Annotated in this window: 14 protein-coding genes; 6 read left to right on the forward strand and 8 right to left on the reverse strand. The window is 41.7% G+C overall.

Translation table 11 applies throughout. The annotated features are described in order from the left end of the window. Window positions 1-26: 26 nt before the first annotated feature. The 3 genes from zwf to NML69_RS06070 all read right to left on the reverse strand — a co-directional run bounded on the left by zwf (window position 27) and on the right by NML69_RS06070 (window position 4,569). Entirely contained in the window at window positions 27-1,514 is a 1,488-nt protein-coding gene (gene zwf, locus NML69_RS06060; protein WP_254725681.1) for a glucose-6-phosphate dehydrogenase, read from the reverse strand. A 149-nt stretch (window positions 1,515-1,663) separates the two neighbouring features. Beyond that, window positions 1,664-2,404 carry an amino acid ABC transporter ATP-binding protein gene (locus tag NML69_RS06065; RefSeq protein ID WP_001096337.1) on the reverse strand — a complete coding sequence of 247 codons (741 nt, stop codon included), beginning with the start codon at window positions 2,402-2,404 and terminating at the stop codon, window positions 1,664-1,666. Then, on the reverse strand, window positions 2,404-4,569 hold the full coding sequence (locus NML69_RS06070) for an ABC transporter substrate-binding protein/permease (protein ID WP_254725682.1): 2,166 nt from the start codon (window positions 4,567-4,569) through the stop codon (window positions 2,404-2,406). Before NML69_RS06070 ends, NML69_RS06065 begins: the two co-directional genes overlap by 1 nt. 180 nt (window positions 4,570-4,749) lie before the next feature. Here NML69_RS06070 and uvrB point away from each other — a divergent pair, with 180 nt between their 5' ends. From uvrB to NML69_RS06085, 3 genes are all read left to right on the forward strand, one after another. Beyond that, window positions 4,750-6,738: an excinuclease ABC subunit UvrB gene (uvrB, locus tag NML69_RS06075; protein WP_254725685.1), complete on the forward strand. Its 1,989-nt coding sequence runs from the start codon at window positions 4,750-4,752 to the stop codon at window positions 6,736-6,738. A 16-nt stretch (window positions 6,739-6,754) separates the two neighbouring features. Next, a complete protein-coding gene (locus NML69_RS06080) occupies window positions 6,755-7,243 on the forward strand; it encodes a GNAT family N-acetyltransferase (RefSeq protein ID WP_254725688.1) in 489 nt (162 codons plus the stop codon). 72 nt (window positions 7,244-7,315) lie between these two features. Then, the gene (locus NML69_RS06085) at window positions 7,316-7,783 is read left to right on the forward strand and encodes an 8-oxo-dGTP diphosphatase (protein WP_254725690.1); all 468 of its coding nucleotides are present in this window, start codon (window positions 7,316-7,318) and stop codon (window positions 7,781-7,783) included. Here NML69_RS06085 and NML69_RS06090 read toward each other — a convergent pair. Together NML69_RS06090 and NML69_RS06095 are read right to left on the reverse strand one after the other, a co-directional pair. Next, window positions 7,780-8,295 carry a transcription repressor NadR gene (locus NML69_RS06090; protein ID WP_000159158.1) on the reverse strand — a complete coding sequence of 172 codons (516 nt, stop codon included), beginning with the start codon at window positions 8,293-8,295 and terminating at the stop codon, window positions 7,780-7,782. The two genes, NML69_RS06085 and NML69_RS06090, sit on opposite strands and share 4 nt — an antisense overlap. 11 nt (window positions 8,296-8,306) lie before the next feature. Continuing rightward, entirely contained in the window at window positions 8,307-8,834 is a 528-nt protein-coding gene (locus NML69_RS06095; RefSeq protein WP_049490650.1) for an ECF transporter S component, read from the reverse strand. A gap of 135 nt (window positions 8,835-8,969) precedes the next feature. Between NML69_RS06095 and NML69_RS06100 the strand changes: the two genes are divergently transcribed. Beyond that, complete coding sequence (locus NML69_RS06100; protein ID WP_242747917.1) at window positions 8,970-9,329, forward strand: hypothetical protein; 360 nt, start codon at window positions 8,970-8,972, stop codon at window positions 9,327-9,329. Between the two features lie 42 nt (window positions 9,330-9,371). Here the strand turns inward: NML69_RS06100 and NML69_RS06105 are convergent, their stop codons facing one another. Genes NML69_RS06105 through coaB form a run of 3 tightly spaced genes read right to left on the reverse strand, consistent with a single transcriptional unit; the run spans window position 9,372 to window position 11,171 of the window. Beyond that, window positions 9,372-9,935: an ECF transporter S component gene (locus NML69_RS06105; protein ID WP_001042718.1), complete on the reverse strand. Its 564-nt coding sequence runs from the start codon at window positions 9,933-9,935 to the stop codon at window positions 9,372-9,374. Next, window positions 9,919-10,470, reverse strand: coding sequence for a phosphopantothenoylcysteine decarboxylase (coaC, locus tag NML69_RS06110; RefSeq protein ID WP_254725693.1), 552 nt, complete (start codon window positions 10,468-10,470; stop codon window positions 9,919-9,921). The genes NML69_RS06105 and coaC overlap by 17 nt, the downstream gene beginning before the upstream one ends. An 11-nt stretch (window positions 10,471-10,481) precedes the next feature. After that, window positions 10,482-11,171: a phosphopantothenate--cysteine ligase gene (gene coaB / locus NML69_RS06115; RefSeq protein WP_254725697.1), complete on the reverse strand. Its 690-nt coding sequence runs from the start codon at window positions 11,169-11,171 to the stop codon at window positions 10,482-10,484. A 228-nt stretch (window positions 11,172-11,399) separates the two neighbouring features. On the opposite strand from coaB, the gene NML69_RS06120 reads away from it, so the two are divergent. Together NML69_RS06120 and pcrA are read left to right on the forward strand one after the other, a co-directional pair. After that, window positions 11,400-13,070 carry a formate--tetrahydrofolate ligase gene (locus tag NML69_RS06120; RefSeq protein ID WP_254725700.1) on the forward strand — a complete coding sequence of 557 codons (1,671 nt, stop codon included), beginning with the start codon at window positions 11,400-11,402 and terminating at the stop codon, window positions 13,068-13,070. A 182-nt stretch (window positions 13,071-13,252) separates the two neighbouring features. Then, complete coding sequence (gene pcrA, locus NML69_RS06125; protein ID WP_198459569.1) at window positions 13,253-15,544, forward strand: DNA helicase PcrA; 2,292 nt, start codon at window positions 13,253-13,255, stop codon at window positions 15,542-15,544. Window positions 15,545-15,558: the final 14 nt, after the last annotated feature.

Here is a 15,558-nt window from a genome sequence, read left to right on the forward strand (position 1 = left end):
CAAGATTGACTTGCAGGATATTTTTGCTATTCTAAACGTCCATCTTCACGATAGGCGATATCTGGTTGCCAGGTCCATTTGGCTCCATACTTTTCAAGTAAGTCAAAGCTAGCTTGTGGTCCCATGCTCCCAGATTTATAATCGTAGAGTGGAGCTCCGTTTTCTGCCCAGAGCTCTTCGATACGGTCAATCAATTTCCAAGAAGCACTTACCTCATCCCAGTGGCTAAAATTGGTTGAGTTGTTGTTCAAGACATCGTAGATTAATTTCTCGTATGGATCTGGTGAGGCTCCAGTAGCAGTAGCGTCAGTACGGTAATCCAGAGAGCTTGGTGCCAGGTTGAATTCTTCACCGACTTGCTTCCCATTTAGGCTGAGAGAGAATCCTTCAGTTGGTTGGATATAGATGGTCAAGATATTTGGTGCTAACGGTTCTCCAAAGATAGAGTCCATTTGCTTAAAGACGATATTGACATGAGTCCCTTTTTCAGTCAGACGTTTACCAGTACGGAAGAAGAAGGGAACTCCACGAAAGCGATCACTGTCTACAAAGAAGGCACCAGATGCAAAGGTTTCTGTTGTAGATTCAGGATCGACGTTTGGCTCGCTACGATAGGAAATGTATTTCATGCCATCAATTTTACCAGAGCGATATTGACCACGGATAAACTGTTCTTTCAATTCTTCCTCAGTTGGATGATAGAGGTTTTTAAAGACCTTTATCTTTTCAGCACGAATCTCATCTTTTGTAAAGCTAGCTGGTTTGTCCATGGCTAGAAGAGAGAGGAGTTGAAGTGTATGGTTTTGCACCATATCACGAAGGGCACCAGATTGATCGTAGTAGCCACCGCGTTCTTCAACACCCAAACGTTCCGCAAAGGTAATCTGAACATTATCGATGTGTTCGCGATTCCAAACATTCTCAAAGATCATGTTGGCAAAACGAACAGCAAAGATACTCTGAATCATCTCTTTGCCTAGGTAATGGTCGATACGGTAGATTTGCTCCTCATCAAAGGCCGCAAGGAGATCTTCATTGAGCTTGCTCGCTGTTTCGTAGTCTGTACCAAATGGTTTCTCAACGATCAAGCGCTCAAAACCTTTGCCATCGACAATGTTTTCAGATTTGAGGTGCTTGGCAATGGTTCCAAAGAACTGAGGTGCCATAGACAAGAAGAAGAGCTTATTGTGTTCAGCTTGGTATTTTTCATTCAGCTCAGCTTGTAATTGGCGCAAAGCAATGTAATGTTCCGTATCATTCACATCATGGCTTTGATAGTAGAAGTGGCTAGCAAATTCTTGGGCTTGCTCGGTACTATCTGCCAAGTCAAGGATGGACTCGACAACTACAGATTCAAAATATTCCTTACTCCAAGGTCTACGAGCTGTTCCGATAACAGCAAAATGCTCAGAGAGATTGCCTGATTTATAGAGTCTGAAAAGGGAAGGGTAGAGTTTGCGTTTAGCTAAATCTCCACTCGCACCGAAAATTGTAACAATAACCTTTGATGACATCTAGCTACCTAATTTCTATATTTTTTCCTAGTTGGACTAGGGATGAGATTTCCTCATTATCATAGTTTTTATTTTATCATAATTTTCAAAAAAAACAAAAAATCCAATACGCAATTAAAAAACTGTAAGGAGAACCTTACAGTTTTGTTTTATACATTTAAGACCTTATCCAAGAACTCTTTTAGACGAGGGTGTTGAGGGTTATCAAAGATTTGGTCAGGTGTTCCGTCTTCTAGGAACTCACCATCAGCCGTAAAGATAACACGGTTGGCTACCTGACGAGCAAATCCCATCTCATGGGTTACGATAATCATGGTCATGCCTTGTTCTGCCAATTCCTTCATAACATTCAGTACATCTCCAACCATTTCAGGGTCAAGAGCGGAAGTTGGCTCATCAAAGAGCATGATATCAGGATTCATGGCAAGTCCACGAGCGATAGCTACACGCTGTTTCTGACCACCTGAAAGGCTATCTGGGTTGGCATTAGCTTTATCTGCTAGTCCAACCTTTTCAAGCAACTCCATCCCCAATTTTTCAGCTTCTTCTTTGGTCATCCGTTTGTGCTCAATAGGTGCAAAAGTGATATTTTCTAGGACAGACATGTGAGGGAAGAGGTTGAAATGTTGGAAGACCATTCCGACGTTTTCGCGAACATGGTCGACATTGGTTGATTTTTCAGTCAAATCATAACCATTCACAGTGATGTGGCCACTCGTTACCTCCTCGAGAAGGTTAAGGCTGCGGAGGAAAGTAGATTTACCAGAACCAGAAGGACCGATGATACAGACAACATCTCCTTCATAGAACTTAGTAGTAATGCCTTTTAAGACTTCATTTTTTCCATAATACTTATGCAAATCATTTACATCAATTTTTAGTTTTGCCATTAACGAATCCTCTTTTCTAAGCGTTTCGCTAGTCTAGTCAAAAGCGTGATAATTACAAGATAGAAGATAGCAAGGATTGCATACATCTTGAAACTTTGGTAGTTACGGGCGATGATGATCTTACCAGTTTGGAAAAGTTCCACCAAACCGATAGCAGACACGATGGTTGTATCTTTAAGAGCGATAACAAATTGGTTGACGAAGTTTGGCAACATCAATTTAGTCGCTTGTGGCAAGATAATCTTACGCATGGTTTTTCCATAAGAAATACCAAGACTGCGACTGGCCTCCATTTGCCCAACTGGAACAGCTTGAATCCCACCACGAACAATTTCAGCGATATAAGCAGCTGCATTGAGTGAGAGCGCGATAGTACCAGCTACAAAGTCATTGATTGGACTTTGTTGGCCTGTAATGGACTCGATGAAGTTTGGAATACCCCAGAAGATGAAAGCTGCAAGAATCATCAATGGGATACCGCGAATAACGTCAACGAAAATCTCAGAGATCAGACGAAGAGATTTGTATGGGCTAACACTAAACATACCAAAGATAATCCCGATGACAATGGCAATTGCAAATGAAATAAGAGCTAGAGCAAGAGTGATTCCAAGTCCACTAAGAAGTTGTTTGTAGTTGTTTTGAATCAAGCCCCAGATAGTTGTTTCGTCAACCGTACTTGTAGAATCAGTTGAAGTTTCACTAGCTAGATACTTGTCAAGAATCTTTTGGAATTCTCCGTTAGCTTTGAGGTTCGCAAGTCCATTATTGAACATCTGGATCAATTCTGGGTTTGTTCCTTTTTTAACCGCAAAGGCAGTTTCACCGATTGGAGTTCCAGCGATTGGTGTTTTCAATTTTTGACCTTGGCTGATAGAATATTTGAGAACTGGCTCATCATCCATCACGGCATCAATAGATCCAGTATTCAGACTGTCATACATTGATGCGCCATCTGCGAAGGTTTTAATCTTATATCCGTATTTGTTTTGGTTTTCAGTAAGGAACGTTTGAGAAGCAGTCCCGTTTTTAACACCGACAGTTTTATCCTTGAGGTCTTCATAAGAAGCAATGGTGCTTGATTCTTTCACACCGAGAATCGTATTTGCTGTGTAGTATGATTCTGAGAAGTCGAAGGTTTCCTTACGGGCATCCGTTACAGACATACCAGCAATGATACCATCTGCTTGTCCTGCTTGAACAGCACTGATAGCTGCGTCAAATCCTGGGTTGGTAATTTCAATTTCAAAACCTTGATCTTTGGCAATGGCCTTGATAAGGTCCATATCAATACCGGTGTATTGATTGCTTGAATTTTGAAAGACGAATGGGGCAAAAGATGAATCGCTGGCAATAATGTACTTGCTTTTCACTGGAGTAGCTTTTTGTCCAGCAGCAGTAGTTGTCGTTGGGCTTGCCGTAGTTGTAGAAGCAGTCCATTTTTGGATGATTTGCTCTAAGCTACCATCCTTCTTCATTTGTGCTAGGGCTTCGTTAAACTCGGTAACCAAGTGTTCATACTTGCTCCCCTTCTTGACGCCAAAAGCAAAGCTTCCAACAGCCTCACCATCCATATTGATGCTGAGATCTTGTCCTTGGTTAATCGCATACTCAATAACAGGTTTATCATCCATGATGGCGTTCACAGCACCAGCACTTAGACTGTTATTCATCAAATCACCTGTATCAAAGGTTTTAATAGAGAAACCGTATTTATCTTTGATACTTTCGAGGAAACGTTGAGCGGCAGTTCCGTTCTTAACTCCAACTGTTTTCCCACTAAGTTCCTCATATTTGGTGATTTTATTTGCCTTTGTGGTAGCAATGATAACTTTTGTATCATAATAGGTATCAGACATGGTAAAGACATTTTCACGTTCTTTTGTTTTTGTCATACCTGCCATAATGGCATCTGCTTGACCTGACTGCACTGCATTTACAGCTGCATCAAAGCCAGGATAAGACATTTGGATGTTCCATCCTTTGATTTCTGCGACTTTATTGATAATATCAACATCAATTCCTTTATAGGTTTGATCTGAATCTTTAAACTCAAAAGGCGCGTAAGCTGTATCAGACACAACCTTAACAGTATCAGCTTTTGCCATACCTAGTGAGAAAATGGGAAATAAAATGAGCAAATATGCTAGTATTTTTTTCTTCATTTTTAGTCTCCTTTTCCGAATATTTTCCCATTATATCAGAAAATGAATGGAAAGGCAAATTTTATGAATTTTATGTAATGAAATGTAACATGAAATACTCGCTCTTATCAATTTAGAGTAGAGTCTGAAAAGTAAATTTATGGTAAAATAGAAGGATAGAAAAATGCAGATGAGGCAATCATGATAAATCGAATTACAGATAATAAATTTAAACTAGTATCAAAATATGAACCTTCAGGAGATCAACCACAAGCGATTGAGCAGTTGGTTGACAATATCGAAGGTGGAGAGAAGGCCCAAATTTTGATGGGGGCGACGGGTACAGGGAAGACCTATACCATGAGTCAGGTCATTTCCAAAGTCAATAAACCAACTTTGGTCATTGCTCACAATAAAACCCTAGCTGGTCAGCTCTATGGGGAGTTCAAGGAATTTTTCCCTGAAAATGCTGTTGAGTACTTCGTATCCTACTATGATTATTATCAACCAGAGGCCTATGTCCCTTCGAGCGATACCTATATTGAGAAGGATAGCTCGGTCAATGATGAGATTGACAAGCTTCGACACTCAGCGACTTCAGCTCTTCTGGAGCGTAACGATGTCATCGTTGTGGCTTCTGTCTCTTGTATCTATGGTTTGGGTTCGCCAAAGGAATATGCTGATAGTGTCGTGAGCCTACGTCCAGGTCTTGAAATTTCTCGTGATAAACTCTTGAATGACTTGGTTGATATTCAGTTTGAACGTAATGATATTGATTTCCAACGGGGAAGATTTCGTGTTCGCGGGGATGTGGTGGAGATTTTCCCAGCTTCCCGTGATGAACACGCTTTTCGAGTAGAGTTTTTCGGTGATGAGATTGACCGTATCCGTGAGGTTGAGGCTTTGACAGGTCAGGTACTGGGAGAAGTGGATCATTTGGCGATTTTCCCTGCCACTCACTTTGTGACCAATGACGACCACATGGAAGTTGCGATTGCGAAAATTCAAGCAGAATTAGAAGAGCAGTTAGCTGTCTTTGAGAAGGAAGGCAAACTGCTAGAAGCCCAGCGTTTGAAACAGCGCACAGAGTATGATATTGAGATGCTACGTGAGATGGGTTATACAAATGGGGTTGAGAACTACTCTCGTCACATGGATGGTCGTAGTGAAGGAGAGCCTCCTTATACGCTTCTCGACTTCTTCCCAGATGATTTCTTGATTATGATTGATGAAAGTCACATGACCATGGGGCAAATCAAGGGAATGTACAATGGAGACCGTTCGCGTAAGGAAATGCTGGTTAATTATGGTTTCCGTTTGCCGTCTGCATTGGATAATCGTCCTCTTCGTCGTGAGGAGTTTGAAAGCCATGTGCATCAGATTGTTTACGTTTCAGCAACACCAGGCGACTACGAAAATGAACAGACCGAGACAGTGATCGAGCAAATCATTCGTCCGACAGGCCTTTTGGACCCTGAAGTGGAAGTCCGTCCAACTATGGGACAGATTGATGACCTCCTAGGTGAAATCAATGCCCGTGTTGAAAAGAATGAACGGACCTTTATTACCACCTTGACCAAGAAAATGGCAGAAGACTTGACCGACTACTTCAAAGAAATGGGTATCAAAGTCAAGTACATGCACTCGGATATCAAGACCTTGGAACGGACAGAGATTATACGTGACCTGCGTTTGGGGGTCTTTGATGTCTTGGTTGGAATCAACCTGCTCCGTGAAGGGATTGACGTTCCTGAGGTAAGCTTGGTAGCCATTCTCGATGCTGACAAGGAAGGTTTCCTTCGTAACGAGCGTGGCCTCATCCAGACCATTGGACGTGCCGCCCGTAACAGTGAAGGTCATGTCATCATGTATGCGGACACGATGACTCAGTCTATGCAACGTGCTATCGATGAAACTGCCCGCCGTCGGAAAATCCAGATGGCTTATAATGAAGAGCACGGTATCGTCCCACAAACCATTAAGAAAGAAATCCGTGACCTGATTGCTGTGACCAAGGCAGTTTCCAAAGAAGAGGACAAGGAAGTCGATATCAATAGCCTCAACAAACAAGAACGCAAAGAACTCGTCAAAAAACTCGAAAAACAAATGCAAGAAGCCGTCGAAGTACTTGATTTTGAACTGGCAGCTCAGATCCGCGATATGATGCTGGAAGTGAAGGCATTGGGGTAATGAAGGAGAAAAATAAATGGACCTAACTATCAAACAGATGGAAACTCCTGAGGAGATAGAAGGTAAGTCCCTCGTTCATTGGCAGACGTGGAGAGAGGCTTATGATGACCTTTTACCTGCAGAATTTCAGGAGACGATAACATTAGAAAGGTGTCGACTCTTTAGTCAAAAGTATCTAGAAAATACATTGATTGCGATGGATGGTGTGAAGGTAGTTGGTTTTATCAGTTATGGAAACTTTCGTGATGAGACTATTCAAGCTGGTGAAATTTTTGCTTTATATGTTTTAAAAGATTATTACGGACAAGGAATCGCACAAAAGTTAGTGAGAGCGGCTTTGACTGCTCTTGATCATTTTTTTGAAATTTTCTTATGGGTATTGAAAGATAATAAGCGAGCCATTGCTTTCTATCAAAAAATGGGTTTTACTTTTGATGGACAAGAAAAGATACTTGAACTTGGAAAGCCTATAAAGGAAAAACGGATGGTATTCTATTCTAAATAGTTTTAAAAAGTAAAAGCTAATGGCTCTGGTACCAAGTCTTAAAATTTAATAACTTAGAAAGCGAGCAAATCTATGTCCCGTGCCCAAGCAACCATTTTAACCAACATCTGTCTGATTGAAGACCTCGAAACCCAGCGCGTGGTGATGCAGTATCGTTCACCCGAAAACAATCGCTGGTCTGGCTATGCCTTTCCAGGAGGACATGTTGAGAATGGCGAGGCCTTTGCCGAGTCTGTCATTCGTGAGATTTATGAAGAAACAGGTCTAACCATTCAGAATCCACAACTAGTCGGCATTAAAAACTGGCCCTTAGATACAGGTGGGCGCTACATCGTCGTTTGCTATAAAGCGACAGAGTTTACTGGAAATCTCCAATCCTTAGAGGAAGGAGAAGTATCTTGGGTGCGAAAAGACCAGATTCCAAATTTGGATCTGGCCTATGATATGTTGCCTCTGATGGAAATGATGGAAGCACCTGACAAGTCTGAGTTCTTCTATCGCCACCGCACAGAGGACGGCTGGGAAAAAGAAATTTTCTAGTCTTTTACTAAATAACCTAACTGATCCAAGGCCTCCTCGATATAGTGGAGGTCTTGTTGTGTCTCGGCTTCAACAAGGTGGTAATGAATGCCATCTGTCAATTCAGAAAGGGGTCTAAAGTCTGAATTCTCTACTTGTTCGAGAAAATGCTGGACATCTCGGCGGCAAGTGAGTTTGAGTAGGGTTTCAATTTCGCCATAAACGGGATGATCGATTAAGATATTTTGAACGCGTCCGCCGTTATCTACAATGGCTAGTAGTTCCTGACCGATTTCTTCCAGTTCATGTTTCACTTTAAAGAGTTTGTGGACATAGGGGCTGGCATCATTTTCTTTGTAGATATAACCACGATTGGTGGATAGGATAGGAGCTCCATCTGCTCGGAGAATAGCGATGTCCTGTACAATGACCTGACGCGTAACATGAAAGTGTTCAGCCAATGTTTGACCATTGAGAGCTTTTGGTGCCTCTTTTAATAGTTTGAGAAGAGCTTGTTTGCGATCCTTTGTCATAGTTTTTCCTTTTAGCGACGTTTTCGAAGCACTTTATAGACAGCTAGTGCTAATGTATAGTCTACCATACTATGGACGATTGTGCCAAAACCAACTAGGACAAAGAGAACATAAAACATATTTTCAACATTTGTCCCTGAAGTAGCATAAAAGATGATACAAGCTATTACTTCAGCGATAGCATGAACAACACCCAAAACAAAGTTAAAAATCCAAGATGCCTTTGGTTTATCCAAGGTTTCAGGGAATTTCTTTAAGTACAAAGCCCCCAAAGTGCCAAAAACAATGTGAGAGAAGGCACGGAGTACAATAACAGGCGGATAGCCTGCCATCAGAAAACCAAGACTAGAAGCAATAATCACAAAAGCAGCCATCAAAGGCGAAAGAAACATGGCGATAAAGATGGGGATATGACTTCCCAGGGTGTAAGAAGCCGGTGGGATAACGATTTTAAAAGGCATAATGATTGGAATCAAAATCGCTATTGCAGTGAGTAGGGCAGTCATAGTCATAAACTGCGTTTTTTTCCGTATATTCATAAGAACCTCCATTTATCTGTATATACACAAGTATAGTACAATAAATCACCAATCAAGTCAAGAAGCATTATTGATTTTTCAGGAAAATTTGGTTAAAATGTGGTAAAGAATAATAGGAACTGAGGAGAAAATGTGATGATACTTTTTGTTTACCTAATCGTGGTAATCGTGATGATGTCAAAACAGAAAAGTGAAGGGAAAGTAGTCTCAGGTTGGACTCGTTTCCTAGTTTATAGTTTATTGGTCCTTTCGCTACTCTCTCTATTAGCAAGCAGTCTGGCTGTTTCACTCTTTAGCCTTCCTTTATTAGGTTTTCTTTTGATGGCAGCAATACTCGAAATTGCTTATTTCGTCAGATTGGTGATTGCATTTGGTTTGGTTTTTCTATCACTAACCCTATACTTGGATAGTCAGAAAAGTCAGCAACCTACCCCTCTTTCGTATCATCTCCTGCGCTTTGGCTTTCACATTCTATTGATGTTTCTCATGTTTTAAATGCTAAACTCCACCTTCAGGACGAAAGTGGAGTTGTTTTTTTTATTTCTTCAAGGTTTCGAGACGTGGGACAATCGCTACAGTTAGGATAGCTGAGATAATCAATTCAGCGATTGAGTTTGTAGAGATGACAGTTGCTAGGAGTTTTTGGATATTGCCATCGAAGACATTTCCAAAAAGGAAGAAGATTCCTCCAAGTACAAAGACGGTGTTGGTAAGGGAACCAAGGGCACCAGCTAGGATTAGCCCAGTTTTATTTTTCATCAGTTTATAAACCAAGTAAGGTGTCAGACCGATCAAAATGCGAGGGACAATAGCAATAATCGCAGAATAGATGTTTCCGTTCGGTACGAATGGAGAGAAGAGGTAGCTGGTTGGTAGAATCGTAATCGTGTTTACCGTTAAGCTCAATAACCCCATAAGAAAACCAAGTGTAACTCCAACGCGAGGGCCATAGATGATACTAGCAATGATTACTGGAATATGAACGATAGTTGGTTTAATTGGGAATGGGAAAAGATTAAATAGGAGAGAGCTCAAAAAGTGGATAACGAGCATAACTGCAAAAAAGATAGCAATTGGGGCAATGTTAGAGCGTTTGTTCATTGAGGGTTTCCTTTATTCTTTCTAATATAGTATTCAGGTCAGCTAGGGCGCCTTTGCCGTGATCACCACAGGCTAGCAAAGATTCTTTTGGGGAGATAATCTGATAACCATAGGTCTCTAATGTTTTTAGATTAGCCTGAGTTGCCGGATGGTCATACATTTTTGTATTCATGGCTGGTGCGACTAACTTTTTGACGTGGTTTGGCAGGGCAAGTGCTGTACTTGTCACCATGTTGTCAGCAAATCCATGGGCTAACTTTGCGATGGTATTAGCAGTAGCTGGGGCTACAATAAAAAGGTCGGTCCTTTTGCCTAGTTCGATATGATTGACTTGATCAGGAGCAGGTTCCTTCATGACATCAAGGTGGACAGGATTTTGAGAGAGGACCTGTAGTGTTAACGGTTGGATAAACTCTCTCGCTGCCTCAGTCATTAAGACAGTGACCTGATGGCCTTGTTTTTTCAAGGAACTGACTAGGTCAGCTGATTTATAGGAGGCAATGGAACCTGTCACTGCGATGAGAATATTTGCCATGGCTTTCCTTTCTATGAATCGTATGCTTGAATTTTTTCAAGGAGGAGGTTTGCAATTTCCTCTTTGGTTTGAACGGTTTGGAGTTGCTCTTTCTCAACAAAGATTGCTTGATGCTGATTTGCTGAAATTTGAGTCAGGTCATTTGCGATGATTAAGTCTGCTTGGTTCTTGATAAGACTTTTTCTAGCAATCTCAATGAGATAATCCTCAGAGACATCAACCAATAGTTTGAAACCAATCAGATGAATAGCTGGATTCCATTCTTTGATTAGAGAGATGATTTTGGGTGTTTTTTTCAGGAATAAGACCTGAACCTCATCAGTTGAAGAAATCTTAGTCTGATGATTCTGCTTGCTTAAAAATTCTTCTAAATTAGGGCTAGCTTGTACCTCCTCAAGCCCCGTCATATAAACAGGAGTATAGTCGGACACAGCCATTGAGTGGATTAAGACTTGATATTCCTTAACAAGTTCTTGCATCACAACTAGAAGGTCGTTGGTATTGTCAATTTCTCGAATGCTTAGGTTGGGATGAGCTTCTGGCTTCAGAGCTCGTTTTGTCGTTATCAAACAAACTTCATGCCCCGCAGCAAGCAAGGTTTCTGTGATGATTTTCCCCAAGCGACCTGTAGAATGGTTAGTAATAGAGCGGACACTATCAATAGCTTCACTGGTACCGCCCGATGTGACTAAAATTTTCATAGCACTATTGTACACAAAAATAAACAGTAAGTAAAATGAAAGCGATAAATTTTTGCTAAAACAAAGCTACACTATAGTTTATAACTATAAAGCCATATAAAATTTTCCAAAGGGCCCTAAAAAACTTGAAATTCAGGATATTTACGAACGTTTAGAGAGTTTATGGATGTTAAAAATCTTGTTTTGTGTTATAATAAATTATCAAATTAGAGGCTAGAGGAGTTTTGAATGAAAACAGATATTGAAATCGCACAGAGTATTGAGTTGAAGCCAATCGTGGATGTTGTGGAGAAACTTGGGATTTCTTACGATGATTTGGAGTTGTACGGAAAGTACAAGGCTAAACTCAGCTTTGACAAAATTCGTGCAGTTGAGAGCAATCCAGTTGGAAAATTGATCTTGGTTACTGCCATTAACCCAACACCAGCGGGTGAAGGAAAGTCAACCATTACCATCGGTCTTGCAGATGCTTTGAACAAGATTGGTAAGAAAACCATGATTGCCATTCGCGAACCATCTCTTGGTCCAGTCATGGGGATTAAGGGTGGTGCTGCTGGTGGTGGTTATGCCCAAGTGTTGCCAATGGAGGACATCAACCTTCACTTTACCGGGGATATGCATGCCATTACAACAGCCAACAATGCTCTTTCAGCCTTGATTGACAATCACTTGCACCAAGGGAATGAACTAGGAATTGACCAACGTCGTATTCTTTGGAAACGTGTTGTGGACTTGAATGACCGCGCCCTTCGTCATGTGACCGTTGGTCTTGGCGGTCCTCTAAATGGTATTCCTCGCGAGGACGGTTTCGATATTACCGTTGCTTCAGAAATCATGGCCATTCTTTGCTTGGCTACGGATATTGAAGATTTGAAACGCCGTTTGGCTAATATCGTTATTGGCTATCGCTATGACCGTACCCCTGTTTCTGTAGGTGATTTGAAGGTTGAAGGTGCCTTGGCTCTAATCTTGAAGGATGCTATTAAACCGAATCTGGTTCAGACAATTTACGGTACACCTGCCTTTGTACACGGTGGTCCATTTGCCAATATTGCTCATGGATGTAACTCTGTCTTGGCAACAAGTACAGCCCTTCACTTGGCTGATTATACAGTCACTGAAGCTGGTTTTGGTGCGGACCTTGGAGCTGAGAAATTCCTTGATATCAAGACGCCAAACTTGCCAACTTCTCCAGATGCTGTTGTCATCGTAGCAACCCTTCGTGCCCTTAAGATGAATGGTGGTGTGGCTAAGGATGCTTTGACAGAGGAAAATGTTGAGGCAGTTCGCGCAGGTTTTGCTAACTTAAAACGCCACGTTGAGAACATCCGTAAATTTGGTATTCCAGCAGTCGTAGCTATTAATGAATTTGTCACTGATACAGAAGCTGAAATTGCAGCCTTGAAAGAACTCTGTGCTTCCATTGATGTTCCGGTTGAGTTAGCTAGCGTATGGGCTTATGGAGCAGAAGGTGGTGTAGCACTTGCCGAAACACTTGTCAAGACAATCTCTGAAAATCCAGTCAACTACACTCGTCTTTATGACAATGACCTTTCTGTCCAAGAAAAGATTGAAAAGATTGTTACTGAAATCTACCGTGGTAGCAAAGTGAACTTTGAGAAGAAAGCTCAAACGCAAATCGCTCAGATTGTTCAGAATGGTTGGGACAAATTGCCAATCTGTATGGCTAAAACGCAATATAGTTTCTCAGACAATCCAAATGCACTTGGAGCTCCAGAAAACTTTGAAATTACCATTCGTGAATTGGTACCAAAATTGGGTGCAGGCTTCATCGTTGCCCTAACTGGTGATGTCATGACCATGCCAGGTCTTCCAAAACGTCCAGCCGCTCTTAATATGGATGTGGAAAGTGATGGAACCGTTCTAGGTTTGTTCTAATGATATAGATTATTTTAAATGAGTTTGGAAAAGCTTTCCAAACTCATTTTCTTGTCTAGATATGAGGAGTTGTCTTCAGCTGATGAAAGAGGTGTCTTCTACAAGCAATCAGTCTAGGTAAAGATATTTTCCCTAATTTCTGATATAATAGAAACATTGACGTCAAGAGTAAGGAAGAGAAAATGAACGCATTATTGAATGGAATGAATGACCGTCAGGCTGAGGCGGTGCAAACGACAGAAGGGCCATTATTGATCATGGCTGGGGCTGGTTCTGGGAAGACTCGTGTTTTAACTCACAGAATCGCCTACTTGATTGATGAAAAGATGGTCAATCCTTGGAATATTTTGGCCATTACCTTTACCAATAAGGCTGCGCGTGAGATGAAGGAGCGTGCCTATGGGCTCAATCCAGCAACCCAGGACTGTCTGATTGCGACCTTTCACTCCATGTGTGTTCGTATCCTACGTCGCGATGCGGATCATATTGGCTATAACCGAAATTTCACTATTGTGGATCCAGGTGAACAGCGAACCCTCATGAAACGCATTCTCAAGCAGTTGAACTTGGATCCGAAAAAATGGAATGAACGGACCATTTTGGGAACCATTTCTAATGCCAAAAACGATTTGATTGATGATGTGGCTTATGCTGCTCAGGCTGGCGATATGTACACGCAAATCGTGGCTCTGTGTTATACAGCCTATCAAAAAGAGCTTCGTCAGTCTGAGTCCGTTGACTTTGATGATTTGATTATGCTGACCTTGCGTCTATTTGATCAGAATCCTGATGTTTTGACCTACTACCAGCAGAAGTTCCAGTACATCCATGTTGATGAGTACCAAGATACCAACCATGCCCAGTACCAATTGGTCAAACTCTTGGCTTCACGCTTTAAAAATATCTGCGTAGTCGGTGATGCTGACCAGTCTATTTACGGTTGGCGTGGGGCTGATATGCAGAATATCTTGGATTTTGAGAAAGATTACCCTAACGCCAAGGTCGTTTTGTTAGAGGAAAATTATCGTTCAACAAAAACCATTCTCCAAGCAGCCAACGATGTCATCAAAAACAATCAAAATCGCCGCCCCAAGAATCTCTGGACCCAGAATGCGGATGGAGAGCAGATTATTTACTATCGCGCAAATGACGAACAGGATGAGGCTGTTTTTGTAGTTAAAACTATAGATGAACTTGGTCGAACTCAAAACTTCCTCCACAAGGATTTTGCAGTTCTTTATCGGACTAATGCGCAATCCCGTACTATTGAGGAAGCCCTGCTTAAGTCCAATATTCCTTATACTATGGTCGGCGGGACCAAGTTCTACAGCCGTAAGGAAATCCGTGACATTATCGCTTATCTTAACCTCATTGCCAATTTGAGTGATAATATCAGTTTTGAGCGTATTATCAACGAACCAAAACGCGGAATTGGCCCAGGAACGGTTGAGAAAATCCGTGATTTTGCCAATATGCAAGAGATGTCGATGCTAGACGCTTCAGCCAATATCATGTTATCAGGAATCAAAGGAAAGGCAGCCCAGTCTATCTGGGATTTTGCCAATATGATTCTGGATTTGCGGGAGCAACTGGACCAATTAACCATTACAGAATTAGTTGAAGCAGTATTGGAAAAAACTGGTTATATCGATATTCTTACTGCCCAAGCGACCTTGGAGAGCAAGGCTCGAGTTGAAAATATCGAGGAATTCCTGTCCGTTACCAAGAACTTTGATGACAACCCTGATAGCCAGGAAGAAGAAACTGGTTTGGACAAACTCAGTCGATTCTTGAATGATTTGGCTTTGATTGCAGACACAGATTCAGGCAGTCAGGAGACATCGGAAGTAACCTTGATGACCTTACACGCTGCTAAGGGACTGGAGTTCCCAGTTGTCTTTATCATCGGGATGGAGGAAAATGTCTTTCCACTTAGCCGTGCAGCTGAAGATCCAGATGAACTAGAAGAAGAACGTCGTTTGGCTTATGTAGGAATTACACGCGCAGAAAAGATCCTCTATCTGACCAATGCCAACTCACGCTTGCTTTTCGGTCGTACAAACTATAATCGCCCAACTCGTTTTATCAATGAAATCAGTTCGGACTTGCTTGAGTATCAAGGTTTGGCCCGTCCAGCTAACACTAGTTTCAAAGCTTCGTATAGCAGTGGTGGAGTGGCCTTTGGTCAAGGAATGAGTTTGGCTCAGGCCCTTCAAGAACGGAAACGCAATGCCGCACCAAACTCTATCCAGTCAAGTAGTCTCCCATTTGGACAGTTTTCAGCCGGAAATGAAAAAGATTCGACTGATACAAGTTGGTCTATTGGAGATATTGCTCTCCACAAGAAGTGGGGAGAGGGAACTGTTCTAGAAGTCTCTGGTAGCGGTGCTACGCAGGAATTGAAAATCAATTTCCCAGAAGTAGGACTGAAAAAACTCCTAGCCAGTGTAGCCCCAATTGAGAAAAAAATCTAATTTTTCATCCTTCT

Source organism: Streptococcus sp. CF8-6, from assembly GCF_024295845.1.
Taxonomy (GTDB): Bacteria; Bacillota; Bacilli; order Lactobacillales; family Streptococcaceae; genus Streptococcus; species Streptococcus oralis_BO.